This is a genomic window from Streptosporangium sp. NBC_01639 (assembly GCF_045209755.1).
GTDB lineage: Bacteria > Actinomycetota > Actinomycetes > Streptosporangiales > Streptosporangiaceae > Streptosporangium.
Map to the genome: position 1 here is coordinate 8133485 of NZ_CP109272.1, position 26642 is coordinate 8160126.

At 71.3% G+C, this 26642-nt stretch carries 21 protein-coding genes and 1 pseudogene; 6 read left to right on the top strand and 16 right to left on the bottom strand.

Features of this window, described 5'->3' with window-relative positions:
• Positions 1-90 precede the first annotated feature (90 nt).
• The gene (locus OHA77_RS36965; RefSeq protein WP_406313844.1) at positions 91-573 is read right to left on the bottom strand and encodes a hypothetical protein; all 483 of its coding nucleotides are present in this window, start codon (positions 571-573) and stop codon (positions 91-93) included.
• A gap of 282 nt (positions 574-855) precedes the next feature.
• Here OHA77_RS36965 and OHA77_RS36970 point away from each other — a divergent pair, with 282 nt between their 5' ends.
• Complete coding sequence (locus tag OHA77_RS36970) at positions 856-2025, top strand: UDP-N-acetylglucosamine--N-acetylmuramyl-(pentapeptide) pyrophosphoryl-undecaprenol N-acetylglucosamine transferase (RefSeq protein WP_326823565.1); 1170 nt, start codon at positions 856-858, stop codon at positions 2023-2025.
• A 6-nt stretch (positions 2026-2031) separates the two neighbouring features.
• Here the strand turns inward: OHA77_RS36970 and OHA77_RS36975 are convergent, their stop codons facing one another.
• From OHA77_RS36975 to OHA77_RS36985, 3 genes are all read right to left on the bottom strand, one after another.
• Positions 2032-2646, bottom strand: a complete 615-nt coding sequence (locus OHA77_RS36975) for a TetR family transcriptional regulator (RefSeq protein ID WP_406313845.1) — start codon at positions 2644-2646, stop codon at positions 2032-2034.
• Positions 2643-4130, bottom strand: coding sequence for an MFS transporter (locus OHA77_RS36980; RefSeq protein WP_406313846.1), 1488 nt, complete (start codon positions 4128-4130; stop codon positions 2643-2645). Before OHA77_RS36980 ends, OHA77_RS36975 begins: the two co-directional genes overlap by 4 nt.
• 239 nt (positions 4131-4369) lie before the next feature.
• Positions 4370-5143 (bottom strand): MerR family transcriptional regulator, encoded by a 774-nt coding sequence (locus OHA77_RS36985; RefSeq protein ID WP_406313847.1) that lies wholly within the window; start codon positions 5141-5143, stop codon positions 4370-4372.
• A 228-nt stretch (positions 5144-5371) separates the two neighbouring features.
• On the opposite strand from OHA77_RS36985, the gene OHA77_RS36990 reads away from it, so the two are divergent.
• Positions 5372-6646 carry a serine hydrolase domain-containing protein gene (locus OHA77_RS36990; protein WP_406313848.1) on the top strand — a complete coding sequence of 425 codons (1275 nt, stop codon included), beginning with the start codon at positions 5372-5374 and terminating at the stop codon, positions 6644-6646.
• Between the two features lie 315 nt (positions 6647-6961).
• Here the strand turns inward: OHA77_RS36990 and OHA77_RS36995 are convergent, their stop codons facing one another.
• On the bottom strand, positions 6962-7423 hold the full coding sequence (locus tag OHA77_RS36995) for a hypothetical protein (RefSeq protein WP_406313849.1): 462 nt from the start codon (positions 7421-7423) through the stop codon (positions 6962-6964).
• A 256-nt stretch (positions 7424-7679) separates the two neighbouring features.
• A complete protein-coding gene (locus OHA77_RS37000) occupies positions 7680-10559 on the bottom strand; it encodes a BTAD domain-containing putative transcriptional regulator (RefSeq protein ID WP_406319937.1) in 2880 nt (959 codons plus the stop codon).
• A 308-nt stretch (positions 10560-10867) separates the two neighbouring features.
• On the opposite strand from OHA77_RS37000, the gene OHA77_RS37005 reads away from it, so the two are divergent.
• Positions 10868-11320, top strand: a complete 453-nt coding sequence (locus OHA77_RS37005; protein WP_406313850.1) for a hypothetical protein — start codon at positions 10868-10870, stop codon at positions 11318-11320.
• A 139-nt stretch (positions 11321-11459) separates the two neighbouring features.
• On the opposite strand, the gene OHA77_RS37010 is transcribed toward OHA77_RS37005, so the two are convergent.
• The 3 genes from OHA77_RS37010 to OHA77_RS37020 all read right to left on the bottom strand — a co-directional run bounded on the left by OHA77_RS37010 (position 11460) and on the right by OHA77_RS37020 (position 15428).
• A complete protein-coding gene (locus OHA77_RS37010; RefSeq protein ID WP_406313851.1) occupies positions 11460-12299 on the bottom strand; it encodes an MBL fold metallo-hydrolase in 840 nt (279 codons plus the stop codon).
• A 69-nt stretch (positions 12300-12368) separates the two neighbouring features.
• Positions 12369-13982, bottom strand: a complete 1614-nt coding sequence (locus OHA77_RS37015; RefSeq protein WP_406313852.1) for an amidohydrolase — start codon at positions 13980-13982, stop codon at positions 12369-12371.
• Positions 13983-14027: 45 nt separating this feature from the next.
• Positions 14028-15428 (bottom strand): NAD(P)/FAD-dependent oxidoreductase, encoded by a 1401-nt coding sequence (locus OHA77_RS37020; RefSeq protein ID WP_406313853.1) that lies wholly within the window; start codon positions 15426-15428, stop codon positions 14028-14030.
• 166 nt (positions 15429-15594) lie between these two features.
• Here OHA77_RS37020 and OHA77_RS37025 point away from each other — a divergent pair, with 166 nt between their 5' ends.
• Positions 15595-16629, top strand: coding sequence for a GNAT family N-acetyltransferase (locus OHA77_RS37025; protein ID WP_406313854.1), 1035 nt, complete (start codon positions 15595-15597; stop codon positions 16627-16629).
• Between the two features lie 326 nt (positions 16630-16955).
• Here OHA77_RS37025 and OHA77_RS37030 read toward each other — a convergent pair whose 3' ends face one another.
• Both OHA77_RS37030 and OHA77_RS37035 read right to left on the bottom strand, forming a co-directional pair.
• Complete coding sequence (locus tag OHA77_RS37030) at positions 16956-17579, bottom strand: response regulator transcription factor (protein ID WP_406313855.1); 624 nt, start codon at positions 17577-17579, stop codon at positions 16956-16958.
• Positions 17576-18760 carry a sensor histidine kinase gene (locus OHA77_RS37035; protein WP_406313856.1) on the bottom strand — a complete coding sequence of 395 codons (1185 nt, stop codon included), beginning with the start codon at positions 18758-18760 and terminating at the stop codon, positions 17576-17578. Before OHA77_RS37035 ends, OHA77_RS37030 begins: the two co-directional genes overlap by 4 nt.
• 149 nt (positions 18761-18909) lie before the next feature.
• On the opposite strand from OHA77_RS37035, the gene OHA77_RS37040 reads away from it, so the two are divergent.
• Both OHA77_RS37040 and OHA77_RS37045 read left to right on the top strand, forming a co-directional pair.
• A complete protein-coding gene (locus OHA77_RS37040; protein WP_406313857.1) occupies positions 18910-19977 on the top strand; it encodes an ABC transporter permease in 1068 nt (355 codons plus the stop codon).
• Positions 19974-20687, top strand: a complete 714-nt coding sequence (locus tag OHA77_RS37045) for an ABC transporter ATP-binding protein (protein ID WP_406313858.1) — start codon at positions 19974-19976, stop codon at positions 20685-20687. The genes OHA77_RS37040 and OHA77_RS37045 overlap by 4 nt, the downstream gene beginning before the upstream one ends.
• A 126-nt stretch (positions 20688-20813) precedes the next feature.
• Here the strand turns inward: OHA77_RS37045 and OHA77_RS37050 are convergent.
• The 5 genes and pseudogenes from OHA77_RS37050 to OHA77_RS37070 form a co-directional block, all read right to left on the bottom strand.
• Positions 20814-21428, bottom strand: a pseudogene (locus tag OHA77_RS37050) (Clp protease N-terminal domain-containing protein); the annotation flags it as partial.
• Between the two features lie 182 nt (positions 21429-21610).
• The gene (gene pgl, locus OHA77_RS37055) at positions 21611-22384 is read right to left on the bottom strand and encodes a 6-phosphogluconolactonase (protein ID WP_406313859.1); all 774 of its coding nucleotides are present in this window, start codon (positions 22382-22384) and stop codon (positions 21611-21613) included.
• Positions 22385-22448: 64 nt separating this feature from the next.
• Positions 22449-23360: a glucose-6-phosphate dehydrogenase assembly protein OpcA gene (locus tag OHA77_RS37060; RefSeq protein ID WP_406313860.1), complete on the bottom strand. Its 912-nt coding sequence runs from the start codon at positions 23358-23360 to the stop codon at positions 22449-22451.
• Entirely contained in the window at positions 23361-25013 is a 1653-nt protein-coding gene (zwf, locus tag OHA77_RS37065) for a glucose-6-phosphate dehydrogenase (protein WP_326823547.1), read from the bottom strand.
• Positions 25014-26642, bottom strand: a complete 1629-nt coding sequence (locus tag OHA77_RS37070) for a glucose-6-phosphate isomerase (protein WP_406313861.1) — start codon at positions 26640-26642, stop codon at positions 25014-25016.

The window sequence follows — 26642 nt, forward strand, 5'->3', positions numbered from 1 at the left end:
CCGTAGGGGGAACGGCGATCACGAGTGCGGCCACGGCGGCGCCGGAGAGGGGCCGAGCCGGCCGTACCGGGAAGGAGGGCCGCAACGTGGTCACCCGTGCGCCAGGACGGCGGGGGAGGAGGGCAGGGCGCGGGCACGGCGGGCGACGGAGAACGACTGGACGCCGACGGTCAGGCCCATGAAGACCAGGAGGGCGGTGGGGACGGAGACGAGGCCGAGGGCGTAGCCTGCGCCGAGAAGGGCGACGCGCGTGAGGAGTGAGGCCAGCCAGCCCAGCAGGGTCCGGCCGGTGCCCTTGGACCACAGGACTCCCGCCTCGTCCCGCCAGATCCGGACCGTCGAGGCACGCAGGAAGCCGAAGGCCACCGCGCAGGCGACCTCCACCGCCAGCAGGGCCAGGCTGAGAGCCAGGTGGCGCGGGTCGACGAGCCCCCCGGAGAGAAGGCCGATCGCGATCATGAACAGGGCCAGCAGACGGAGACCGTACCCGGTGGCGACCCGGGTCTTCATCTGGCGGTAGAGCACGTAGGCGGTCAAGACGACGGCGACGGCGGCGATCTGCATGGGGTCCATGCGCTATACGGTAGGAAAGCGCACGTCAGAGCGGATCGGCTCGCCGGTGGAGATTCCTCTCTCCACCCGTGGATGGAGTTCGCGGGCACCGGGCGGCGGGTAGCCGTCTGCTGCCTCCGCCAGAGGCCCGGTTCGTGCCTGAAACGGCTGATTCGGCGGCCGCCGTACCGGCCGGAAATTGGATCTTCATCAAGACTCCGGGTAGCGTGCCCGGGGCCGTTGAGCGCTTTGACGCGGCCGGAACGCACGGATGATCGAAATGTTGGAAGGACACCCACCCGTATGAACGCCGGAAACCACAACCCCCTGCGGATGCTCGTCACGGGAGGGGGGACCGGCGGTCACACCTACCCCGCGCTGACCACCGTCGCGGCCGTCCGCGAGCAGGCCGCGGCCCGCGGGTTCGACCTTGACGTGCTCTGGGTGGGGACGGCCACCGGTCTGGAGGCCCGCATCGCCGCCGAGCACGACATCCCGTTCCGGGCGATCAAGGCGGGCAAGCTGCGCCGCTCACCCAGCCCGCGCGAGCTGCTCACCAACCTCGCCGACATGTTCCGGATCCCGGTCGGGATCATGCAGGCGTTCGGCATCGCCGCCCGCTACCGCCCCGACGTGGTGCTGTCCACGGGGGGATACGTGTGCGTGCCGCTGGGGGTCGCCTCCCGGGTGCTCGGCCGCCCGCTGGTGATGCACGAGCAGATCACCGCGCTGGGCCTGGCCAACCGCATCCTGGCGCGGTTCGCCACCCGGATCGCGCTGACCCACCCGTCGTCGATCGAGCACCTGCCGGACTCGGCGCGGGAGCGGGCCGTGGTCACCGGCAACCCTGTCCGGCCCCAGCTGCTGAACGGCAACGCCCCTTCCGGCCGATGGCACTTCCGTCTCTCACCTGAGCTGCCCCTCGTCTACGTGACCGGCGGTGCCCAGGGAAGCCGTCAGATCAACACCATGATCGAGGCGATCCTGCCCTCGCTGCTCACCCGGGCCCAGGTGCTCCACCAGTGCGGCCCCGGCTGGATCGGCCAGTTCACCCAGGTCGCCGCGGGTCTGCCGGAGGAGCTCGCGGCGCGTTACCGGCCGGTGCCCTACGTCGGCGACGAGCTGGCCCACGTGTACGCCGCCGCTGACATCGTGGTCTCCCGCAGCGGCGCGGGCATCATCGCCGAGTTGACCGCGGTGGGCAAGCCGTCCGTCCTCATCCCCCTGGTACCGTCCGCCGGAGACGAGCAGCGGCAGAACGCCCGCTATCTGGCCGAGGCGGGAGCGGCCCGGGCGCTCCTGGAGACCGGCCCTCAGGCCGACCAGCTCCTCGCCGAGCTCGACGCCCTGCTCGCCGACCCGTCCGCGCGCGCCACCATGGTCAAGGCCGCCAGGTCACTCGGCCGGCTCGACGCCGCCGACGCCCTGGCCGAGCTGATCCTTCAGGAGGCCGGGGCCGCCGGCTACCGGTGATCGGTCTTACCGCTGGGCCGGAGCGCCGCCGCCCGTCCACCGGTCACCGGTGATCAGTTCCTGGATCGCGGGGGAGTAACGGTCGGCGAGATCGGTGATGGTGGCCGCGCGTACGGCATCGCCTCTGGCGATGCCGTACATCACGCACAGCCCCAGCAGCATGCCCACGGCGAGCTCGGCGCGGACCGCGGTGTCCGCCCCGGGCAGGCGCCGCGCCAGCCGGGAGACGACCTGGCTCTGGAAGTTGGCGCGCAGGGTGTCACCGTGGCCGCTGTGCAGCGGGGCGAAGACGATGCGCAGCACGGGGTCGCCCCGCTGCTCGACCTGCCGGGTGAGCGCGTGGGTCACCATGTGCCGACCCAGCTCCTCCAGAGGCGCGTCCAGCAGCTCCTCGGCGTCCGCCTCGAAGGTGAGCAGCCGGGAGAAGAGCTGCTCCTTGGTGCCGAAGTACTTCACGACCAGCGGTGCGCTGACCCCGGCCTGCTCGGCCACGGCCTTGAGGGTGATGTCGGTGTAGGAACGCCGGGCGAGCATGATCCGGGCGGCTCGCAGGATCGTGTCCTTGGTGGCGTCGGCGTCCCGGCGTCCGGTGCCGGGATCGGCTGTGCTCAGATGGATCATGCTCCCTCCAGCGCGACGTCCGCCGTGTGCTCCACTCGCGGCCCGGTCTCCGCCGGGGCGTCGCGGTGCCGGGGGATGACGAGCGCCAGAGCGCAGGCCAGCAGGGCGACCGTACCAGCCATGCCGAACGCGAGCAGGTAGCCGTGCAGTGTGGGTAGTTCGACGCCCCCGTAGAGCGCACTGTGGTGGGTCAGCACGGCGGCGACGGCCGCGCTGCAGGAGGCCTGCCCCAGGGTGCGCATCAGGACGTTCACCCCGTTCGCGGACGCCGTCTGGGCCGCCGGTACGGCGCGCAGGATCAGCGTGGGCAGAGCGGAGTACGCCAGCGCGGTGCCCGCGGAGATCACCGTCGCGCCGACGATGATCATTCCCAGGTGGGTGCTGTCCGCGATGCGGATCACGTAGCCGGCCGCGATGACGGCGGCTCCGGCCGCCAGGGTGGTCTTCGCACCGCGGGCGGCCGAGATGCGGGCGGACACCGGGGAGAAGATCAGCATGGTGACACCGGCGGGCAGCAGGCACAGCCCGGTCGCGAAGACGGACAGGCCCAGCCCGTAACCAGTCGACGCGGGTGCCTGCACGAGCTGGGCGGTGACCAGGGAGTTCGCATAGAAGGCGAAACCGGTGAGCAACGCGGCCAGATGGGGGAGCGCCACCCGCAGCCGGGCGGCCAGCCGGAGGTCCACCAGCGGATTTCCGGTCCGCAACTGCTGCAGGCACCAGCTGAACGCCACGACCACGGCGACCCCGGACAGTCCCAGAACGGCCGGACTGCTCCAGCCCCACTGGCCGCCCTGGGAGACCGCCACCAGCAGGCAGATCATCCAGGTGGCCAGCCCGAACGCGCCGACGGTGTCGAACCGGCCGGGCGCCCGTACCGGGGACTCCCGTACCGCCCACCAGGCGAGCGCCAGCCCGAGGGCACCCAGTCCGGTGGTGACCCAGAACATGACGTGCCAGTCCGCGTGCTCCACGATCAGCGCGGCCAGCGGCAGCCCCAGGGCGGCGCCGATGCCGACCGTCGAGCTCATCAGCGCCACCGCTGAGCCGGTCCTGGCCGCAGGAAGCTCGTCGCGGAGGATGCTGATCGACAGGGGGACCACGGCGGCGGCGGCGCCCTGCAGCGCCCTGGCCGCGATGAGCAGCCGGATGTCGGACGTCACCGCGCACACCAGGGCGCCGGCCGTCATCAACCCCAGTGCGAGCAGCAGCACCCGCCGCTTGCCGTACATGTCGCCCGCTCTGCCCAGCACCGGCGTGAGCACGGCTCCGGCTAGAAGCGTGGCCGTGACCATCCAGGACACGCTGACGGCCGAGGAGTCCGTCAGCTGCGGAAGGTGGGGCAGGAGCGGCACCACGACCGTCTGCATGAGCGCCATGAGGATCCCGCCGAACGCGAGCACCGGGACGGTCAGGCGCTCCTTGAGTCGTGACCGGGAGGGCGTCGGCGCGGGGGCGTCGAGGGCGTCCGAGGGGCTCGGCATGAAGGAGACTCCAGGGTTTGTGGTGAATAACAATTCACCAGACTAGGTGAATTGTTATTCACCACAAACCCCTATGCCGGCCGTGGAGAGGGCGCCGGGGTGCCGCCGTGGACGCCCCGCCCTGGTCAGGCCTGCCGGCCGAGCGCCGTCAGCCGGCGCCCGGTTCCACCGCCCGGCGCCGAACGCGCAGGTCGCGAAGATCGAAGACGGATCGCCCGGCGGGGCCTTACCGGCCGCGGTTATCCGGTCTGCCTGACCCGCTCCAGGTAGTGGACCAGGTCGCGCAGCCGGTCCGCGGGCCACGGCAGGCTCCGGCCGATCTCCGCACTGTTCTCCCGCCACACCCGCTGTGCCGCGGCCTTGGTCAGCTCGCCGGCGTCACCGCCGGCGTGGAACCGGTTCCCCAGTGCGTCCCAGCGGGCGACCAGGGCCCGCACCCGCGGGTCGTCGACGGGGGTGTCGTCCTGTACGTGGCACAGGAGCTCCTCGACGAGCCCCTCCCATTCGGACTTGGCCGCCTCGACGGCCTCCGGGCCGAGTTCGGCCCGCTGCCGGGCCAGTTGCTCCCGCTGTTCGGTCGTGAACGAGGTCTCGAACACAGAGATCATCTCCAGGGTCGTCATGAACTGGTCCGGATCGGGCATCGACGCGCCGTCGATCTGCTCCAGCAGCCCGCGGAGCCGGTGGGTGAGCCGCTGGATCCGTGTGGCGTGTGCCTCCAGTCCGCGTAGCTGGGCCGTCAGCAGGTCGTGCATCGCCGCCAGGTCGCCGGTGGAGTCCGCGAGGACGATCGCGATCTCCTCCAGTGACAGCCCGAGCGTCCGCAGGGCCCGCACCCGGTACAGCCGCCGCACGTCGCCCCCGGTGTAGCGGCGGTGCCCCGAGGAGGTGCGTTCGCCCGCGCTCAGCAGGCCGATCTCGTCGTAGTGGCGCAGCGCGCGCACGGTCATCCCGCTCGCCCGCGCCACCTCGCCGATGCTCCACCGGCGTCCGGTGTCATCTCTCCCGATCACTCCTGCAACGCTAGGACCTCCCGTCGCGGCAGGTTCAAGCCCCGTGGGCGCATCCGTCCGGCGATCCGGGGAAATCACGCGCGGTCTCGCCTCGGCGCAGTGTCTCTCCGCCCCGGAGGCCCCGTGTTCTCCTCGGCTTCATCTCACATTCGGGCTGTCCGCTGCAGAGAGGGCGGAACGTCCGTAATATACGAAACTTCATGATCTGTGGATGATGTGGAGTCAGCGGTGACAATCAGTAGGACCAGTTTTACGCGACGTCGTTTCCTGCAGGCGGGCGCCGGGGCCGTTCCCGCCCTGGCGCTGGGGACGAGCCCGGCGCTGGCGGCCGCGGCGCTGCCGCCCACCGGGACCGTCCCGGCCTCGCTGGTGGGCTTCGACAGCATGATGAAGAAGTACATCACCGAGCGTCAGATCACCTCTGCACAGCTCGCGGTGGCGCGCAAGGGCAAGATCCTGCTGGCGCGCGGCTACGGGTCGTACACGACCCGTGACGCGCAGAACCAGCCGTTCCTCCGGCTGGTGCAGCCGACCTCGCTGTTCCGTGTCGCCAGCCTCAGCAAGCACATCACGTCCGCCGCGATCATGCGGCTGGTCCAGGACGGCAAGCTCAGCCTGTCCACCCCGGTCACCACGCTGCTCGGGCTCTCGACGCAGGCCGATCCCCGGCTCGCGAAGGTCACCGTGCTGAGGCTGATGCAGCATCTGGGCGGATGGGACAGGGACGTCTCGAAGGACCCGCTCTGGCTGGACCACACGATCTCCACGGTGCTCGACGTCCCGTTGCCGATCAGCCACGCCGACATCATGCGCTACACCACGGACCGGCCGCTCGACTTCGCCCCCGGTGCCAAGATGGTCTACAGCAACTACGGTTACATGCTGCTCGGCCGGATCATCGAGAAGGTCTCCGGCACGACCTACGAGTCCTACATCAAGCAGAAGCTCCTCGCCCCCGCCGGTATCACCAGGATGCGACTGGGCCGCAGCCTCAGGGCGGAGTCGCCGGTGAGCGAGGTGAACTACACCTCCAAATACACCAACAAATCCGTGGTGGACGAGTCGGGCACCGTCGTGCCGTACCCCTACGGGGGGTTCAGCATGCCCAACCAGGACGCCAACGGAGGCTGGACGGCCTCGGCGGTCGACCTGGTGAAGTTCGCCATGGTCTTCGACGCCGCAGGTCCGGTCCTGAACGCCGCCTCGATCGCCAAGCTGTTCGCCAAGCCCGAGACCGGGGTCAACGGCAACGGGTCATGGTACGGCGGGGGCTGGTGGGTCCGGACCTCGGGCAGCGGCATCAACACCTGGCACAACGGGTCGATGCCCGGCACGTTCAGCTTCCTGGCCCGGATGAGCAGCGGTGTCTCCTACTGCGCCGTGTTCAACCGCCGGGAGGAGGAGGGCTCGCTCGACTTCGACTCGATCGACCCGCTGCTCAATAAGGCGGCGGTCGCGGTGACCTCCTGGCCGACGACCGACCTCACCTCCAAGTATTTCTGACCGCTCCGCGGGGACCCGGCACCGCCGTATGGGAGCGGCGATCTCGACGGCGGACATGCCGCCACGTCGAGAGCCGGCACGCGCCGCGATGCGGACGTCTCCGTCCCAGCGGTTCGGACGGACATGTCCGGGAGAGCCGGGCATCCGCCGTACGGTTCCGCGCCCGCTGGATGGAGCAGACCGGACCGTACGGGGAGCCCGTCCGGGACGGGGAGTCGCGCGCGACTCCCCGTCACCGCGCGGCCTGGTGGCGGTTCTGAACGATATCCGGTCCCGGTAGGCGTTCGGCGGGACCGGCGCGGCTGACCGCTGTGGCTAGCAGTGACCGACTCTGGTGGACACGAGGTAGACGTATCCGCCGAGGGTGATATCGCCGTGAGCCTGGACGCAGCGGTTGACTCCGTTGACCCGCACCGGGCCGGCGTAGTAGCGGTAGATGCCGCCGTCGCTGTCCGAGGCGATCGAATTGCAGCCGTAGGAGCCCTTGTTGGAAAGAGGACAGGAGTTGATGATCACGCCCATGTCCTTGGAAACACCCCACGTGGAACCGGCGGACTGTGTCTCGGCGCAGTTGTAGGTGCCGTCCCAGTAGAGGTTGAGATAGCCGATGACGGTCGAGGACTTCTTGATCGACAGGGACTCCACCATCGTGCCGGAGCACCGGCTCTCGGCGGCGGCCGGTCCGGCCGTGGTCAGTATGGCTGCGCCGAGGAGGACCGCCATCGTGGTGGCGAGGGTCGCTCTGACGACCGTCTTCAAGGCTGTGGTGACGCTCACGTGTGATTCTTTCTGATTGGGGGGATCGTTGGGCGCCTCGATGGTAACGGTGATCCCGATCGCGACCGCACTCCGGTCATCACAGTTCATATCCGTTTATATCGGGCGTGGTTCCGCCGTCGCGTCGCCGAGGACGGACGGGCGGCGCACCGAGACACCGGCCTGATCGACGCGCTGATCGGGCTGCTGCTCGCCCCGGTCGGTTCCACCCGGTGACACCGCCCCCGATTGTCCGCTTCCCGGGAGTCACGGCAGGTCAGGGCGCTGGGCACGCGAGGCCGAGGAGGTCCTCGGTCCCGGCCCCCCGCTCGAAGGCGGTGGCGTAGGCCCGCGCGCCGAGTGCGCTCCGTACCAGGAAGTCGGCCTCGGCGTGGGCGTCGTGAAACGGACGCAGGCCGATGAGCGCCACACCGGTCGTGCGCCGCAACCGGTGCGCGGCACCGAGCAGTTCGGCGGCGTGCTCGTGGTGACCGACGGCGGCGATGCTCCAGGCGAGTGTCTCGGAGCCCCACACCGGCCCCCAGCGGTCGTCGATGTCGTGCTGGCGGCGCAGGGAGTCGCGGAACAGCACGGCGGCCCGTACCGGGTCACCGTGCCGCGACTCCGCGAGACCGAGCGCCCACAGTGCCCAGGAGTAGGCCCAGGCCCCGCCGAGCGCCTCCGCGTCGGCCAGGTATTCGCCGCCGGCGGTGACCGCGGCGTCCCGGTCTCCGAAGAAGGCGGAGGCCATGGCCCAGAGCATCGTGGCCATGTGGGCGTCGCCGGTCGCGCCGTCGGTCAGGGACCGGTCTCTCGCCTGTGCCAGCAGGTGGATGGCCCGGGGGTCCCCCTGGACGAGCAGCGCGTGGGCGCCCTCGATGTAGGTGACGGCGGCTGGGACGTCGCCGCCGGGGAGCCGCGAGGCCAGGCGGCGGCAGCAGGCCAGAAACCGGTCGGCACCCCGCTTGTCGCCCTGGCAGAGGGCGATCCAGGCGACGAGGGCCACCGCGCCGACCCGGAGCGGGTCCGACGGTCGCGGGGCCAGGGCGAGTCCGCGCTCCAGCCAGTGGCGGCCCTCACCGATCGTGCTGCTGAAGAACCAGCATCGGGTCCGGGTGAGGTTGACCGCGATCTCCAACCCGATCCGGGCCTCGTCCGGCTCCGTGACGCAGAGGTCCAGGGCCGCCCGCAGGTTCGGCAGGTCCTGTCGCAGCCGGGACAGCCACTCCACCTCGCGGGGACTGCACCAGTCGGCGGCGGCCTGCGCGGCCGTGTTCCGGTAGTGGTCGCGATGGCGCCGCCGCATCGGGGCGTCCTGGCCGAGGTCGAGAAGCCGTTGCCTGCCGTACTGGCGGATGGTCTCCAGCAGGCTGTAGCGCGTCCGGCCGCCGCGGACGCTCACGACCAGGATCGACTTGTGCGCCAGACCCGCCAGGACGTCCATGACGTCCTGGCGGTCGATGCCCGCGCCGGAGCACACCGCCTCGGCCGCCTCCAGGTCGAACCCGCCGGAGAAGACCGACAGCCGCGCCCACAGCAGCCGCTCATGCTCGGTGCACAGGTCATGGCTCCAGCCGATGACGTCTCGCAGGGTCCGGTGGTGGTGGGGCGCGCTCCGGGCGCCGTCGTCGGCCAGCAGCCGGAACCGGTCGTCGAGCCGGTCGAGGATCTCCTCCGCGGAGAGCGTGCCCAGCCGGACCGCGGCCAGTTCGATCGCCAGAGGGATGCCGTCCAGCCGTTTGCACAGCTGCGCGACGGTGCCGCGGTTGTGCCTCGTGATCCGGAAGCCCGGAGCCGAGGCCGCGGCGCGGTCGGCCAGCAGGGTCACCGCCTCGTAGCGCGTCAGCGACGGCTCGGCGTCCTCGCCCGTGGGCGGGGTCGCCGGCGGCACGGAGAGAGGCGGCACCGGCAGGACGTGCTCGCCCTGGACGCCGAGCCGCTGCCGGCTGGTGGCGAGTACGCGTAGACCGGGGGCCGCGCGCAGGAGCGTGGCCACCAGCGTGGCGGCCGCGTTCACCATGTGCTCGCAGTTGTCCAGCACCAGCAGCGCCCGTCTGTCACGGAGGTGCTCGACCAGGATGTCCACGCAGGGGCGCGCCGACTGGTCGCGGACTCCGAGCGCCTGGGCCACCGACCGGTCGAGCAACTCGGGCTCGGACAGCGGGGCGAGGTCGGCGAGCCACGCCCCGTCCGGGAACAGGGCGGACACCTGCGCCGCCGCCCGCAGCGCCAGCCGGGTCTTGCCCACCCCGCCCACCCCGGTCAGCGTGACCAGGCGACTGGACTCCAGCAGTCGCCCGGTGTCGGCGAGCTGCCGCCCCCTGCCCACGAAGGTCGTCATCTCGGCCGGGAGGTTGCCGGACGCCGACGGGTCGTCGCCGGGGCCGGCTGCGACGGTGAGCGCGGGATCGCCGTCCAGGATCCGCCGGTGCAGCTCCCGCAGTTCCGTGCCGGGATCGACGCCGAGCTCCTCGACGAGGACCTCCCTGACGGAGCGGTAACACCGCAGCGCCTCGGCCTGGCGCCCGGACCGGTACAGCGCCAGCATTCGCTGGGCCCAGAACCGCTCCCGGAGCGGATGCCCGGCGGTCAGCCTCCGCAACTCGGGGAGCACCTCCTCGTGGCGGCCCAGCGTCAGGTCGGCCTCGATGCGTGACTGGAGCGCGTCCAGCCTGCGCTCGGCCAGCACGGGTGCGACATCGCGCCGCAGCGTATCCGACGGGACGTCTTGTAACGGTTCCCCGCGCCACAGCCGCAGCGCCTCCCGCAGCAGCGACGACGCCTGTTCCGGGGCATCCGCGGTGGCCGCGGCTCTGGCACGGCTCGTCAGGGTGTCGAAGCGGCGCAGGTCGAACCGGTCGTCGGCCACTCTGATCAGGTAGCCACGCGGGCAGGTCAGCAGCGGGCCGTCGGCCCCGTCGTGTCCCAGCAGCCGCCGGCTCCGCAGCACGTAGTTCTGCAGGGTGTTACGGGCTCCGCCGGGTGAGTCGTCTCCCCACAGGCGGTCCACCAGTGTCTCGACGGGGACGACCTCGTTGGCGTCGAGTAGCAGCGACACGAGCAGCGTCCGCAGCTTGGCCGCCCTGATCGGCACGGGAACGCCGTCCCGTAGCACCTCGAACGGCCCCAGAATCCGGAACTCGAAATCCGGCCCCATCGTTTTCACTACCCAATGTAATCATATTCTTTCTATCTGTAATCAGAGGTATGCGTCAGGAGCGACCCGGGAGAGCGGCAGGTGTTCGGCACGGCTGCCGCCGGTGGGTGGTCGGTCCCGGGTGCCGGAGCGGGCGGCCGGGATCGACCGGGGCGGGCGGGGCTCCCGGGGGGCGATCCGCCGCGATCGCAGACGGTAGCGGTGGGTAATCGTGAAGTGACCGTCAGGTGAGCGCCGCGCGGCACGGTGTCCGGTGACGGCAGGGCGCACCCGCCCAGCCGGCCGTCACACGACAGGGAGGGTATTCCATGATCAAGCGCGTAACCGGAACCACGGCGGCACTCATCACGGCGGCGGTGCTGGCCACCTCGGCCGGAGCCGGTGCGGCCTCCGCAGACGCGGCCTCGTTCTCCCGGGAGCTCACCGCCGTGGCGCAGGCCGCGGGGGTCTCGGAGGAGACGGTCCGCTCCATGGCCGGGTCGCTCGTGAACAGCGACCCGGAAGACGATTACCGCTTCCCCGACGAGGCGTTCGAGGGCACTCCCCGCTCCTGGGGAGGGGTGGTGGCGTTCGTCAAGAGATTCTGGCGTCAGATCGTCGACGCGGCCAAGGCCGCGGGTGAGTGGGCGTGGTGGAAGGCGGGCCGGTGTGCCACCGGTGCCGTGTCCGAGATCTGGGACAAGTTCCACGGAGACCTGAGCGACCCCGAGGCGGTGCTGGCCGTGGGCGTCTACGGATGCCTGAAGGGCCTGCGTGGCTGATCGTCTCGTCTCCCGGGCGGCATCCCGATCACCGGTCGAGGGTGCCGCCCGCCGGACCGGGCCCGGGCTCTCGGCGGGGGCCGGCGACCGCCCGCACCGTGGAGCGCCGCCGAGCCGGGGATCCGGAGCTCACCCCGGCTCACCCCGGGGCGTCGTCCGGGGCGTCGTCCAGGGCGTCGTCCAAGGCGAAGGACAGGTAGCGGTCGGCGGAGCGGCGGACGGCCGCGGCGCCGTCGGTGTGCACGACCCGCTTCCACCAGCCGCCGTAGAGGCGCTCGAAGGGGTAAGGCTCCAGCAGCGACAGGGCGCGGCGGACCGTCCGGGGGCGTTCGGGGATGAGGTTGGGGTAGCTGTACATGAAGCTCACCCAGCGGCGGTCCTGCACCACCTGGAGGATGTCGCCGGAGAACAGCGCGCCCCGGCCGTCCTCGCCGTCGCGCCAGTGCATCACCTGGCCGCCGTCGAAGTGCACACCCGCGTTGATCAGGGTCAGCCCCTCGCGGATCTCCAGGGTGTCGCCCTCCCAGAAGACGACGGACTCGTCGGGGCGGGCCACCCATTCGCGGTCGTTCGCGTGGATGTAGACGGGCGCGTCGAAGGCGTGCGCCCACTCGACCATCGAGCCGTAGAAGTGCGGGTGGCTGATCGCGATGGCGTCGATCCCGCCGAGCTCGGTGATCTCCTTGATCGTGTCGTCGTCGAGGTGGGTGACCATGTCCCAGAGCACGTTGCCGGCCGGGGTGCGGACCAGCAGGGCGCGCTGGCCGATGGCGGTGGCGGGGTCGCTGCCGACCCCGACGACCCCGGTGCCCTCCTCGGCGATCAGCGGCCGGTGCCCGGACAGGCGCAACTCGGCGAGGGAGGTCCACCGCTGGCCCTGCCAGCCGACGTACTGCCGCTGGTCCTCGCAGATCGGGCAGTTCTCCCGTGGGCCGCCGTACTGGACCCCGCAGGTGACGCAGATGGGCAGATCGTGCATGACGTCCTCCTCGATCATCGCGTTCGGGAAAGGGTACGGCGCCGCCCTCGACGACGCCGGACCCGAAGGTCAGCGGCGATAGACGAGATCTCCGCCGACGAACGTCATGGCGACCTCGGTCCGCCAGATGTCGGCCGGGGGCTCGGTGAACGGGTCGCGGTCCAGGACGACCAGGTCGGCGCGGTTGCCCGGGATGATCGTGCCCGCGTCGTCGTCGTGGTTGATCCACGCCGAACCGGCGGTGTAGGCGGTCAGCGCGGTGGCCAGGTCGAGGCTCTGGCCGGGTAGGAACGGGGTCTGCGCCGTCGGGTAGCCCGCGTGCACCGAGCCGCCCGGCTCGGTGCGGTTGACCGCCACGTGCATGCCCTGGACCGGGTCGGCGTTGGAGACCGGCCAGTCGCTGCCCGCGCAGAAGCGGGCACCGGTGTTCCGCAGGTCGGCGAATGGGTACTGCCAGCCGGAACGCTCGTCGCCCAGGAACGGGATCGTCAGCTCGTCCATCTGGGCGTGGTGGGTGGCCCAGAGCGGTTGCAGGTTGGCCGTCACCCCGAGGGCGGCGAAGCGCGGTACGTCGGACGGCTCGATGATCTGCAGATGCGCGATGTGGTGCCGGTTGGCCGGGTCGGTCCCTTCGAGGCTGTCCAGCGCCTCGCGGACGGCCCGCTCGCCGATCGCGTGGAAATGCACCTGGAACCCGTGCCGGTCCAGCTCGGCGACGTGGTCCCGCAGCAGCGCGGGGTCCACGTAGGACAGGCCGGTGCCGCCGCAGCGGCAGTAGGGCTCGATCACCGCGGCGGTGAAGTTCTCGGTGATGCCGTCCTGCATGATCTTCACCGAGGTGGCGCGGAAGCGCTCCAGCCCCTCCGCCGAGGCGCGGCGCTCCACAAGCTCGGGGATCTGCTCGGCGCCGCGCGTGCGGTCCCACCACAGCGCGCCCACCACCCGGGCCCTCAGCTCTCCCGAGGCCGCCGCCGCGACGTAGGTGGGCAACTGGTCGTCGGAGCCGGCGTAGGAGCCGACGATGGCGTCCTGCCAGCCGGTGATGCCCTTGGAGAACAGGTGGGTCTGGGCCGAGAGCAGCGCGTCGGTCAGGTCCCGCTCCGTGGGACGCGGGGTGAGCAGGCCCACCAGGTCCATCGCGCCCTCATGCAGCACGCCGCTCGGGGTGCCGTCGGCGTCGCGCTCGATCCGGCCGTCGGCGGGGTCGGGGGTGTCGCGGGTGATCCCGGCCAGCTCCAGCGCCCGGCTGTTGACCCAGGCGGCGTGGTGGTCGCGCTGGATCAGGTAGACCGGGCGGTCGGTGAAGTCGAGCTGGGAGCGGTGGGGGAGGCCGCCGGGGAAGGCCGCCATGTCCCAGCCGCCGCCGTCGATCCACTCGTGGCCGGGGTTGGCCCGCGCGTAGGCGCCGATCCGCTCCAGATACTCCGGCAGGCCGTAGACCTCGGCCAGGTCGCACTTGGCCCGCTCCAGCCCCGCCTGGACCGGGTGGATGTGGGAGTCGGTGAAGCCGGGGGTCAGCAGGCCGCCACCGAGGTCGACGGTCTCGTGGCCGGGGGCCGCCCGCCGTACGACGTCGGACTCGGCGCCCACGGCGGCGATCCGGCCGTCTCGGACCAGCACCGCCTCGGCGAAGGCGTCGGCGGCGAGGAAGGCTCGGCCGCCACGGAACAGGATGTCGCTCATCCGGTCTCCACTGAGGTGTCGTACGGGCAGGTCAAGGGGCTCTCCTCAGCGTCCGGTGATGGAGTCGGCGACGCGTGCCAGCACGGAGGTGCGGCCGAGTCCGGCTTTCTCCCTGGCATCGGCGCGGCGGTACAGGTCGTACATGGCGTGCACGCCGATCCACCGCAGTGGTTCCACCTCCCAGCCTCGCACCTTGCGGTCCACCCAGGGCAACCTGGTCAGCTCGGTGTCCTCGCCCAGAATCAGGTCGCGCACCGTACGGCCCGCCAGGTTGGTGGTGGTCACCCCGTGGCCGGTGTAGCCGCCGGCCCAGCCGATGCCGGTGGCCTGGTCGACGTGTACGGTGGCGCACCAGTCGCGCGGCACGCCGAGCACCCCGGACCAGGCGTGTGCCACCTTCGAGTCCTTCAGCGCGGGGAACATACCGGTCAGCAGCTCCCACAGCGCCTCGATGGTCCACTCGTGGGTGTGGCCCCGCTCGTCCACCCGGGAGCCGTACAGGTAGGGCTTGCCGCGCCCGCCGAAGGCGATCCGGCCGTCGGCGGTGCGCTGGGCGTACATGTAGTAGTGCGCCATGTCGCCGAGCAGTTCACGGCCCTCCCAGCCGACCGTGTCCCACAGGTCGCCCAGCGGCTCGGTGACGATCATCGAGCTGTTCATCGGCAGCCAGGCGCGGTGGTACTGCTTCAGCCCGGCGGTGAAACCCTCGGTGGCGCGGATGACGTAGCGGGCGCGGACCGTGCCGTACGGCGTGCGGGCCTCGTGCGGGGCGATCTCGGTGACCGGGGTGCGCTCGAAGATCTCCACCCCCAGCCCCCGCACGGTCCGGGCCAGGCCGCGGGCCAGCTTGGCGGGCTGGATCCGGGCACAGTGCGGACTCCAGATCGCGCTGACCGCGCCGTCCACCCGCAGGCGGCTCTCCCGCTCGGTCGCGTCCAGCAGCCGGACGTCGTCCTCGGTCCAGCCCCAGTGGCGCTCGTGGGCGAGCAGTTCGCGCAGCCGGCTGTCCTGGGCGGCGTTGGTGGCGACCGTGGTGACGCCGCCCTTGACGATGTCGGCGTCGATGCCCTCGTCCTCGGCGACCGAGATGACCTCGTCGATCGTCTCGAACATCACGCGCTGAAGCCGTCTGGCCGCCTCCGCACCATGGGTGCGGGCGTAGCGCTCGGGGGTGCCCGCGAGCTCGCCCACCAGCCAGCCGCCGTTGCGCCCGGACGCGCCGTATCCGGCGAACTCCTTCTCCAGCACCACGATCCGCAGGCTCGGGCTGGCCTTCTTCAGGTAGTAGGCGGTCCACAGACCGGTGTAGCCGGCCCCGACGACGGCCACGTCGGCCTCGCGATCGCCGCCGAGGGGTTCGCCGCCGGTGGGGATGCCGAGAGAGCGGTACCAGAAGGAGATATCCCCATTGACGAAGTCCTTGGTCAGGGGAACACGCGTACTCATGGCCTCATATCCTGCTATATCCGTCATATATGGCGTACCTGCCAACGGAAACCGTTGTACAACCGCGTCATGGGCAATCGTCCCAGACGTAACGGCAGGCTCACTCCTGTGTAGCAGTCCTGTAACAGGGATCCGTCAGGCTGTGCCCAACGGAGGGAGCGTTTCGATGGGGTTTCTGAGGATTCGTACGACGGTGGACGAGCGTCCGGGACGGCTGGCCTCGCTGGCCGCGGCCCTCGCCGACAAGGGCGGCAACATTCTGGGGCTGAGCGTCCAATCCGACGTGGACGGCACCGTGGACGAGTTCGTGACGGAGATCCCCGCGGGTCCCGAGGCCGTGCGCGAGGCGCTGGAGGCGGCCGGTGGCCGCCGGGTCCAGGTCGTCCCTGCCACCGCCCACCAGCTCACCGACGAGCCCACCCGCGCGCTCCTGCTCGCGTCCCGGCTGCGCGCGATGCCCTGGCGGCTCCCCGAGCTGCTGGGAGAACTGCTGCGCGCCGACGACTCCCGCTGGGTCTACGGTTCGGACATGAGCGACCTGCCGGATCCGACGTTGCTGACCGTGCCCGTGGCGCCGCGCCGCGCCATCCGGGTGCGCCGGGCCGAGTTGCCCTTCACCCTGACCGAGGCCGCGCGGGCCGCCTCCTTCGTCCGGCTTGCGCAGCCCCCGCCCCACCAGCCGACCGGGAGCGAACGGGTCGTCAAGCTGTCCGACGGCACCGAGACCCAGGTCCGCCCGCTCACGCAGCTCTACCGTGAGGCGGTCCGCGACCTGCACGACCGCTGCTCGCCGGAGTCGCGCCGGTTCCGCTACTTCACCTCGATGCCCGTGCTGCCGCCCCGCGTCTTCGACCGGCTCTGCGACCGCACCCGCGGTCACTCGCTGGTCACCGGGTACGACGGCCAGGTGGTCGCGCTGGCCAACCTGATGTTCACCCCCGACCCCGGCATCGCGGAGATGGCCTTCCTGGTCGAGGACCGCTGGCAGGGCAGGGGGCTGGGCGCGGCGCTGGCCAGGATGGTCGTCGCCGAGGCCCGCGATCTGGGGTTCGCCGAGGTGAGGGCCACCCTGCTCGCGGACAACACGCGCATGCGCAGGCTCCTGGTCTCGCTGGGCGCGACCCTGAGCCACACCGAGGACCCCAGCATGGTGGAAGCCAGGCTGGCCGTGGGCGTGATGGCGACGGCATCCCCGAGCTGAGCCCATCACCTCGCCTCTCCGGTCCGGGATCGCTCAGGGGCCCCGGACCGGGGAGGCCGCACCCGCCGCGCGGGCACTCACCCGTTTCGAGATCATTGGACCGGGCCGAGCGACGGCTGGACGCCATGGGCGCGCCTCCGGACCCCGGGCCTTCCGCGTCGCCGGACCCGGGGCCTCCCGACGGCCAGTGGCCCGTTTCTCGTTGGAAGCGCAGATCCTTGCCGGCCCGGGACGTCGTGGGCGGGGAAGGCCGCCCCGGCGGCCTCGGGGTCTCGACCGCCGGTTCACGACCTCCGTTGCGGAACGTCGCACAGGCCGGGAGGGGCTCACGGGGGGCGGATGAGGCCTTTCTTCGAGGCCGCGGCGACGGCCGCGGTGCGGGAGTCCACACCGAGCTTGGTGTAGATGTGCGCCAGATGGGTCTTGACCGTGGTCTCGCTGAGGAACATCGCCTTGCTGATCTGCCGGTTCGACAGGCCCGCGGCGACCTGCGCGAGGACCTCCAGCTCGCGCGGGCTGAGCGTGGTGTCGGGTGTACGCACCCGGCCGAGCAGGCGGGAGGCGACGCGCGGCGCCAGGGCGCTGGCTCCCGAGGCGGCGGAGCGAACGGCGGCGTGCAGGTCGTCCGACGGGGCGTCCTTGAGCAGGTAACCGGTGGCGCCCGCCGCGATGGCCGCGACGATGTCGGCGTCGGAGTCGAAGGTTGTCAGCACCAGGACACGAGGACCGTCCAGAACCACGATCTGCCGGGTCGCCTCGCTGCCGTGCATGCCCGGCCCGAACTGGAGATCCATCAGCACGACGTCGGGTGCGAGCGAGCGGGCGAGTTCCACGCCCTCCTCCGCTGTGCCCGCCTCGCCGACCAGATCGAAGTCGGGCTGACCGGCGAGCATGGCACGAACGCCGGAGCGGACCACGGGGTGGTCGTCCACCAGGACGATCCGGATCACGGCGCCTCCCACAGCGGCAGCGCCAGTGTGGCCACGACGGCTGTACCCTCGCCTGGGGCCGACTCCACGGTGAGGCTGCCGCCCAGGGCCCGCGCCCGCTCGCGCATCGTGCGCAGGCCGAACCCGGCCGCCTCGCTGGGGTCGAACCCTCGGCCGTCGTCGTACACATCCAGCATGACCACGTCGTCCAGGTACGTCAGGGTCACCCCCGCGTGCCCAGCCCCTGAGTGGCGGCTGACGTTGCCCAGCGCGCCCTGGGCGATGCGGAGCAGCGTCGCGTCGTAGACGGCGGGCAGCGGCACCGGGGTCCCGGAGACCTCGAAGCGCGCCTGGACGGACGTGCCGGCCACGGCGGAGTCGCTGATCCTGCGCAACGCCGCGACCAGCGACGACTGTTGCAGCGCCGGCGGAGCCAGGGCCCGGACGAAGTTACGCGCTTCCTCCAGGTTCTCCTTGGCGGCGTCCTCGGCCTCGACGATGCGGCGCTCGGCCGTCGCGGGGTCCTCTACGAGATCCCGTCGGGCCGCGCGCAGCAGCAGGATGATGCTGGACATGCCCTGCGCGAGCGTGTCGTGGATCTCCCTCGCCAGTCGTTCGCGCTCGGCCAGCCGTACGGCGTCGCTCTCCGCTTCGACCAGCTTGCCCCGGGTACGGACCAGGTCGTCGATCAGCAGGCGGCGCTCCTCGCTCTCGGCGTCGAGCACCTTGTAGACCGTCGCCATCAGGGTGGCCACTACCGCGCCGATCGTCGGTCCGATGACCTGGGCGGTGGTCAACTGCCCCTCGTGCCAGGCGGCGGCCATGATGGCCGCGACGGTGAGCACCGCCACCCCCGGCAATGCGACGGCCAGCGGCAGAAGGTGGAGATAGGCGAAGAAGAGCGGGAAGGCCAGCCAGACGAACTGCGGTGCGGCCAGGGCGAGCACCGCCCACCCCACCGTGATCAGCACCAGCCAGGCGCGGCCCAGCCGCAGGTGTGTCGGCCCGCCGAAGTGCGGCAGGCGCCCCTCGATCACGATGCCCGCCGCGTAGAAGACGCCGAGGAGAATCCCGCCCAGCACCTGCGGGATCTGGCCCTGCCTGGCCACGCCAGCCAGCGCGACCACCAGGAGAATCGAGAATGTGCCGTGCACGGTCCACCTGAGCAGGCGGAGCGCGGGCGAGAACGGATAGTCAGCCATGGCTCGCTCAGAGTATGCGATACCGATTATCGGGAGCATCGTTCAAAAGATGTATTCCGGCCCGACCACATGCACGATGTGGGCGAACACCCGGTGCGCGCACGCTGAGCGAGTCCGTTTCCATTTCGTTCAACACTGGGGGATGCGCCGTGTTCGTGGCGCTCAGAGATCTGCGATTCGCCAAAGGACGGTTCGCCCTCATGGGCACCGTCGTCTTCCTCATCACACTCCTGGTGACCATGTTGTCAGGCCTGACCGCCGGGCTGGCGCGGGAGAACGTCTCGGCGGTGGAGAACCTGCCTGCCGATCACCTCGTCTTCGACAGCGGCGAGAAGGCCGCCTTCGCCGACAGCCGGATCACCGAGCAGACCTGGAAGGGCTGGGAGCAGGTGAAGGGCGTCACCGCCGAGCGGCTCGGCGTCTCCATGTCGAGACTCGCCTACGGTGACGAGCAAAGCGCGGGAGTCGCCCTCTTCGGCGTCCAGCCCGGCGGCGACCTCGCCCAGGGGCAGCCGGTCGACACGGGCAAGGTCGTCCTGTCCGCCGCGCTCGCGGCCGACACCGCGGTGAAGACCGGCGACACCGTACAGCTCGCCGGCAAGGACCTCACGGTCGCCGGCATCGGCGGCGAGGCGTCCTACAGCCACACCCCTGTCGCCTGGATCAGCATCGGCGACTGGGAGTGGATGGGGCGCCAGGGCGGCGCCGGCACGGTGGCCACCACCCTGGCACTGCGTACGGGCGGCGCGCCCGACCTGGTCGCCGCCGACGCCAAGCTCGGCACCACGACCGTCTCGCTGTCGGAGGCGCCCGCCGCGATCGGCTCCTTCTCCTCGGAGAACGGCTCGCTGCAGCTCATGCGCGGCTTCCTGTTCGCGATCTCGGCTCTGGTCATCGGCGCCTTCTTCACCGTCTGGACGATCCAGCGCCGTGGCGACGTCGCCGTGCTCAAGGCGCTCGGCGCGAGCTCCGGCTACCTCCTGCGCGACGCCCTCGCCCAAGCGATCATCGTGCTGCTCGCCGGCGCCGGCATCGGCGGCGCGCTCGGCGCGGGCCTCGGCGCGCTCGCCGAAGGCACCGTCCCCTTCGTGCTGTCGGCGACCACCACCGTGGTCCCGGTGGCGGTGATGATCCTGCTCGGAGCAGCGGGCGCCGCGCTGGCCATCCGCAAGATCACCTCTGTCGATCCGCTGACCGCTCTGGGAGCCTCCCGATGACGCTCAGGCTCACCGACATCGTCCTGACCTACCCCGACGGGGACCGTACGCTGACCGCACTCGACCACGTCAGCCTGGCCGTCGCTCCGGGCGAGTTCGCCGCCGTGGTCGGTCCGTCCGGCTCAGGCAAGTCCAGCCTGCTCGCCGTCGCCGCCACGCTCATCACCCCCGACGAGGGCACCGTGAGCGTCGCAGGGCAGGACGTCTCCGGCGCCGGCCAGGCGGCTCGCACCAAGGTTCGCCGCGACCACATCGGGATCGTGTTCCAGCAGGCCAACCTGCTGCCCTCGCTCACCACGCTCGACCAGCTCCTGGCGATGGCGCACCTGGCCGGCGAATCCCCCCGCACGGCCGGCGTCCGCGCCAGGGAGCTCCTGCTCGCCGTCGACCTGGGCGGCAAGGAGCACAAGCGCCCGCACCAGCTGTCAGGAGGCGAGCGCCAGCGCGTCAACATCGCCCGCGCGCTGATGAACTCCCCAGAGGTTCTGCTGATCGACGAGCCCACCAGCGCCCTCGATCACCGGCGCGGCGAGCAGATCGTCTCCCTGCTGGCCGACCTCACCGGGCGGAACGGGCTGGCCACGGTCATGGTGACGCACGATCTGGCCACTCTGGCGATGGTGAACACCGTCCTGACCATGAGCGACGGCAGGCTCAGCGAAGGTGCCGCGATCCAGGTCCAGTGCGACGTTCCGCAACGGAGGCCGTGAACCGGCGGTCGAGACCCCGAGGCCGCCGGGGCGGTCTTCCCCGCCCACGACGTCCCGGGCCGGCAAGGATCTGCGCTTCCAACGAGGAACGGGTCACTAGCCGTCGGGAGGCCCCGGGTCCGGTGACGCGGAAGGCCCGGGGCCCGGAGGCCGGGGGTCCGAAGGCCCGGGGTCCGGAGGCGCGCCCATGGCGTCCAGCCGTCGCTCGATCCGGTCCATGCTCTCCTGGAGTCGCTCCAGCTTCGCGCCGAGCGACGGCCCGGCGCCGTAGAAGCCCTCCTCCAGGGTCAGCGGGCGGTCGGGGCCACGTCGTCCGATGAGCGTGATCACCTGAGCCCGTACGGCGTCCAGGCGGGCGCCCTGCTTGGTGAGCACCTGGGCCGCGACGCCCTGGCCCTCCCGGATCAGGCCGAGCAGGATGTGCTCGGTGCCGATGTAGTTGTGGTGCAGGTTGAGGGCTTCCCGCAGGGAGAGCTCCAGCACCTTCTTGGCCCGCGGGGTGAACGGGATGTGGCCGGGCGGGGTGTCGCCGCCCTGGCCGATGATCTTTTCGACGTCGTCGCGCACCTGCGCGCGGCCGATGCCGGAGGCCTGCAGAGCACGGCTGGCGACGCCGTCCTCCTCTCCGAGAAGGCCGAGCAGGATGTGCTCGGTGCCGATGTAGTCGTGGCTGAGCCGCCGGGCCTCCTCCTGGGCCAGGACCACGACACGGCGGGCACGGTCTGTGAAGCGCTCGAACACGAGTGGCCTCCGTGAGGGATGCCGAGTTGCCTGCATTCACTATGCGCCAGGTTTCCCGGTAAGGGGGAGGGCATCTCGCTACTCGGCACGGAATCCTTTTCCCAAAAGTGGGGCCGCCGCCCGTCATCCTGTACGGCGCCACGTGTCACCGGTGGCTCAGGGCAGGGGCGGCGGCCCGGGAGTCAGGGCGAGGAGGGCCGACTCAGAGACGCGGGGATCTTGGAGGCGGATGTCCTGTCCAGCAGGAACAGCGTCCGGCGCCGGCCGCGTGCGCCCGCCGCCGGGACCTGCATGGTCCCCGAGTCCGACAGCGCCAGCCGGACGGCTCCCGCCTTCTCCGCGCCGGCGGCGATCAGCCACACCTCGCGCGCCCCCTGGATGACCGGGAGCGTGAGCGAGATGCGGGTGGGCGGCGGCTTCGGGGCGCCGTGCACCGCCACCACCGGACGCGTCTCGTACAGCGACGGCATGCCCGGGAACAGCGACGCCACATGGCCGTCCGGGCCCATGCCGAGCATCATGACGTCGAACGACGGCGCCGGGCCATGGTCCTCGGGACGGGCGGCCCTGCAAAGCTCCTCGGCGTAGGCCTCGGCGGACTCCTCGGCGGTCATGCCCGAGTCGGGACCGCGCATCACGTGGACGCGGGCGGGATCGAGGTCGACGTGGTCGAGGAGGGCCTCGCGTGCGCCGGTCTCGTTGCGCTCGGGGTGGCCGGAGGGCAGGAAACGCTCGTCACCCCACCAGATGTCCAGGTTGCGCCAGTCGACGGCGTCACGGGCCGGGCTGGCGGCGATCTCGGCCAGCGTGGCGATGCCGATGGTGCCGCCGGTCAGCACCAGCGAGGCCGAGCCCTTGCCCGACTGGGCGTCGACGGTACGGGTGATCACCCGGGCGGCGGCCGCCTTGGCGAGCACGTCGGCGTCGCGGTGAATGATCACATTGGGAACGCTCACGGGACTTCTCTTTCAACGGGCTTCGATGAGAGCGCCCCGCGGTCGGCCGCGGGGCGCTCACCGGTCAGGACTTGTGGGTCCGGGCGAGTCTCCGGATCGCGGCTCCGTAGATCTCGTCGGGGTCCAGGCGGCGGAGCTCCTCGGCGAGCAGTTCCGACTTCGGGCGGCGGGTCAGGGCGACGTGCCGGTCCGGCTGCCCCGGACGCGACAGCGTGGCCAGGCGGCCGTCGCCGCGGCTGATGGCGATGTCGCCGTCGGCCGTCACCAGTTTGACCGCCGTCAGGCCGGGGCCGGCGGACTCGTTGACCTTCACCGGGGCGCCGAGGCGCTCGCTGAGCCAGGCGGCCAGCAGCAGGGCGCTGGCATGACCGGGGACGGCTTCCACGACGCCCCTCTTGACCTTGCCCACCGGCTGGTCGAACGCGGCGGCCAGCAGGCTCCGCCACGTCGTCAGCCGGGTCCAGGCCAGATCGGTGTCGCCGGGTACATAGCCGCGCGCCCGGCCGGTGATCGCCTTCACCGAGTCGGCCTCCGACCGGGCGTCGACGATCCGGCGCTGGGCCAGCAGGCCGATCGCGTCCTTGGCCGGCACGTCCGGGCAGTCGCCCGGCCACCAGGCCACCACCGGGGTGTCGGTGAGCAGCAGCGGGCTGACCACCGAGTCGGCGTGCTTGGTGAGCTCGCCGTACAGGCGGAGCAGGATCACCTCGCCCGGGGTGGACTCGCCGAGCCGCATCTCGGCGTCGAGCCGGTTCGGCTCCTTCGGGTCGCGGACGATGACGACCAGTATCCGGGAGGGGTGCTCCCTGGCCGCCTCGGTGGCGGCCTGGACCGCGTCGTACTGGTTGCTCTCGTCGCAGACCACCACCAGCGTCAGCACCATGCCGACCGCCGGGGTGCCCATCTGGTGGCGGAGCTGGGTCAGCTGGGAGGAGATCTTCGACGCGGTCGTGCCACTGAGCATGAAGCTCGTCATCTACAGCCTCCTCCAAGCACGTCCGTCACGGGCCATCATCTCGTCGGCCGAGGTGGGGCCCCAGGTGCCCGCCGGATACTCCTGCGGCGGTCCCTGCGAGGCCCAGAAGTCCTCGATCGGGTCGAGGATCTTCCACGACAGCTCGACCTCGCGCTGGTGCGGGAAGAGCGGCGGGTCGCCGATCAGCACGTCCAGCAGCAGCCGTTCGTAGGCCTCGGGGGAGGACTCCATGAACGACTCGCCGTAGGCGAAGTCCATCGAGACGTCCCTGACCTCCATGGCGGTGCCGGGCACCTTGGAGCCGAACCGCACCGTGATGCCCTCGTCCGGCTGCACCCGGATGACCAGGGCGTTCTGCCCCAGGATCTCGGTGTCGTCCTTGCTGAACGGCAGGTGCGGCGCCCGCTGGAACACCACGGCCACCTCCGTCACCCGGCGGCTCAGCCGCTTGCCGGTGCGCAGGTAGAACGGCACCCCGGCCCAGCGCCGGTTGGCGATCTCCACCTTGACGGCGGCGTAGGTCTCGGTGATGGAGTCCGGCGGGATGCCGTCCTCCTGCGTGTAACCGATGACCGGCTCGCCGCCCTGCCAGCCCGGACCGTAGCGGCCCCGCGCGGTGGAGTCCTTCAGGTCCTGCGGCAGTCGCACCGCCTTGAGGACCTTCTCCTTCTCCCGCCGCAGCGAGTCGGCCCCGAAGGACGTCGGATCCTCCATCGCCACCAGCGCCAGCAGTTGCAGCAGGTGGTTCTGGATCACGTCGCGGGCCGCGCCGATGCCGTCGTAGTAGCCCGCCCGGCCGCCGATGCCGATGTCCTCGGCCATCGTGATCTGGACGTGGTCGACGTAGCTGCGGTTCCAGATCGGCTCGAACAGGTTGTTGGCGAACCGCAGCGCCAGGATGTTCTGGACGGTCTCCTTGCCCAGGTAGTGGTCGATGCGGAACACCGAGCTCTCCGGGAAGACCGCGCTGGTGATCGCGTTGAGCTCCTGGGCGCTCTTCAGGTCGTGCCCGAAGGGCTTCTCGATCACCACGCGGCGCCAGGACCCCTCGGGGCCGTGCGCCAGTTCGGTTCGCTTGAGCTGCTGGACCACGACTGGGAAGAACTTCGGCGGCACCGAGAGGTAGAAACCGTAGTTGCCACCGGTGCCCCGGGTCTGGTCGATCTCCTTGAGCATCATGGCCAGCGCGTCGAACGCGCCGTCGTCGGTGAACTCACCCGGGCAGAAGAAGATGCCCTCCGACAGCTGCTTCCAGACCTCCTCGCGGAAGGGCGTGCGCGCGTGCTCCTTGACGGCGTCGTGGGTCAGCCGCGCGAAGTCCTGGTCCTGCCAGTCGCGGCGGGCGAAGCCGACCAGCGAGAAACCCGGGGGTAGCAGTCCCCGGTTCGCCAGGTCGTAGATCGCCGGCAGCAGCTTCTTGCGGGCCAGGTCACCGGTCACGCCGAACAGCACCAGCACGCACGGTCCCGCCACGCGGGGCAGACGCTTGTCGCCCGGGTCGCGCAGCGGGTTGGCCCGCACGAGCTCCTCGGTGGTCGCGGTGGTCGCGACGCTCGCCGTGGCGATGGCCGTCGACTCGTCGGCACGCGCCGCGGTGGGTAGTTCGTCGGACTGCTCCGCCTCGGCGTGCGCCGCGGAGTGCTCCTTGCTCATTCAGACCTCCCGCGCTGCCGCGAGCAGACGTGCGACACCGGCCGCTCGATCGGTCAGGTGCAGCCGTACGGTGGGACGCCCGCGCCCGGCCAGCGCGTCCTGGTCGCCCAGGGCCTGCGCGAGCTGGAGACGGCCCAGGGTGTACGGCTTGCCCGGCACCTCGACGTCCTTGTCCACGGCACCGGTGATCTGCAGGAACACGCCGTTCTGCGGGCCGCCCTTGTGGTACTGGCCGGTGGAGTGCAGGAACCGCGGGCCCCACCCGAAAGTGATCGGCCGCTCGGTCCGCACCGCGAGCTGCCCCCGCAGCGTGGCCGGGTCGGCCGCGCTCCACGCGTCGGTCATCTCCTCGAAAGAGGCGTCCTCGGCATGGGGGGCGTCGAACGCCGCCTCCCGGTCGAGGTAGGCCATGATCGCGAGATAGCCGTCGGCGGGGACGGCCTCCAGCAGCCGGGTGAAGACGTCGGACAGGTCCTTGGGGGCCTCCGAGCCGGGCAGCTCGCCGTACACCTCCACCGGGCCGTCGACCAGGATCGGCGCGCCGGTCGGCAGCTCCGGCCGGTCCAGCAGCGTGCCGGTGTTCTCCTTGGACTCGGCCACGTTCGGCTGGTTGAACGGGTCGATGCCGAGGATGTTGCCGACGACGGCGGTGGCGTACTCCCAGACGAGGAACTGCGCGCCCAGCGGGCCGCCGACGGTCAGCGAGCCGTCGGAGTCGATCCCGACGACCAGCTCGTCCGCGGCCTCGCCCGGCTCGGCGCCGACGACCGGCAGGATGCCCTTGCCCTGCTTGCCGGTGGACTCGGCGACCAGCTGCTCGATCCAGTCGGGCAGGCCGTTGATCTCCGAGAGGCCGTCTTCGAGCACGAGCTTGTCGCGGCCGGAGAGCGCGGCGGCGCCGAGGGCGGCACCGAGGTCCAGACCGGGGTTGCCCTCGGCCTGCGCGAGCAGCGGCTGCACGGCGGCCGCGTCGTCGAGCAGTTTCTCGACATCGACCCCGGCCAGCGCGCTGGGCACCAGGCCGAAGGCCGACAGCGCGCTGTAGCGGCCGCCCACGTTGGGGTCGGCCAGGATCACCGGGTAACCCGCCTCGATGGCGGTCTGCTCCAGCGGTGAGCCCGGGTCGGTGACCACGACGATCCGCTCGGCCGGGTCGATCCCGGCGTCGCGGAAGGCCTGCTCGTAGATCCGCCGGTGGCTGTCGGTCTCCACCGTGCCGCCGCTCTTGCTGGCGACCACCAGGATCGTGCGGTCCAGCCGGTCCTCCAGCGCCCGGCGCACCTGGCCGGGGTCGGTGGTGTCGAGCACGGTCAGCGGCACGTCGGCGGTGGCGGTGATGACCTCAGGGGCGAGCGAGGAGCCGCCCATGCCCGCCAGGACCACGTGGTCCAGGCCCTGGGCGCGGGCGCGCTCGACGAGCTTGCCGATCTCGGGGAGCAGCTCCCTGCTGGTCCGCGGGAGGGTGAGCCAGCCGAGGCGGAGCGTCGCCTCGGCCTCGGCCTCCGGGCCCCACAGGGTGGGGTCGCCCTTGGCCAGAGCCTCGTGGACCCCTTCGGAGACGAGCCGCCCGGCCGCCTCCGCGGCCTGCTCGGCCGGCTTCTCCTCGTTGAACGTCACGGATACGGTCAT

Excerpts from the sequence above, each read along its gene's own strand:
- OHA77_RS37015 (WP_406313852.1), bottom strand. The coding sequence starts at position 13,982 with ATGAGCGACATCCTGTTCCGTGGCGGCCGAGCCTTCCTCGCCGCCGAC.
- zwf (WP_326823547.1), bottom strand. The coding sequence starts at position 25,013 with ATGAGCAAGGAGCACTCCGCGGCGCACGCCGAGGCGGAGCAGTCCGAC.
- OHA77_RS37045 (WP_406313858.1), top strand. The coding sequence starts at position 19,974 with ATGACGCTCAGGCTCACCGACATCGTCCTGACCTACCCCGACGGGGAC.
- OHA77_RS37000 (WP_406319937.1), bottom strand. The coding sequence starts at position 10,559 with ATGGGGCCGGATTTCGAGTTCCGGATTCTGGGGCCGTTCGAGGTGCTA.
- OHA77_RS36975 (WP_406313845.1), bottom strand. The coding sequence starts at position 2,646 with ATGATCCATCTGAGCACAGCCGATCCCGGCACCGGACGCCGGGACGCC.
- OHA77_RS36970 (WP_326823565.1), top strand. The coding sequence starts at position 856 with ATGAACGCCGGAAACCACAACCCCCTGCGGATGCTCGTCACGGGAGGG.
- OHA77_RS37060 (WP_406313860.1), bottom strand. The coding sequence starts at position 23,360 with ATGACGAGCTTCATGCTCAGTGGCACGACCGCGTCGAAGATCTCCTCC.
- OHA77_RS36965 (WP_406313844.1), bottom strand. The coding sequence starts at position 573 with ATGGACCCCATGCAGATCGCCGCCGTCGCCGTCGTCTTGACCGCCTAC.
- OHA77_RS37070 (WP_406313861.1), bottom strand. The coding sequence starts at position 26,642 with ATGACCGTATCCGTGACGTTCAACGAGGAGAAGCCGGCCGAGCAGGCC.
- OHA77_RS37025 (WP_406313854.1), top strand. The coding sequence starts at position 15,595 with ATGGGGTTTCTGAGGATTCGTACGACGGTGGACGAGCGTCCGGGACGG.
- OHA77_RS36980 (WP_406313846.1), bottom strand. The coding sequence starts at position 4,130 with ATGCCGAGCCCCTCGGACGCCCTCGACGCCCCCGCGCCGACGCCCTCC.
- OHA77_RS37005 (WP_406313850.1), top strand. The coding sequence starts at position 10,868 with ATGATCAAGCGCGTAACCGGAACCACGGCGGCACTCATCACGGCGGCG.
- OHA77_RS37035 (WP_406313856.1), bottom strand. The coding sequence starts at position 18,760 with ATGGCTGACTATCCGTTCTCGCCCGCGCTCCGCCTGCTCAGGTGGACC.
- OHA77_RS37010 (WP_406313851.1), bottom strand. The coding sequence starts at position 12,299 with ATGCACGATCTGCCCATCTGCGTCACCTGCGGGGTCCAGTACGGCGGC.
- OHA77_RS37020 (WP_406313853.1), bottom strand. The coding sequence starts at position 15,428 with ATGAGTACGCGTGTTCCCCTGACCAAGGACTTCGTCAATGGGGATATC.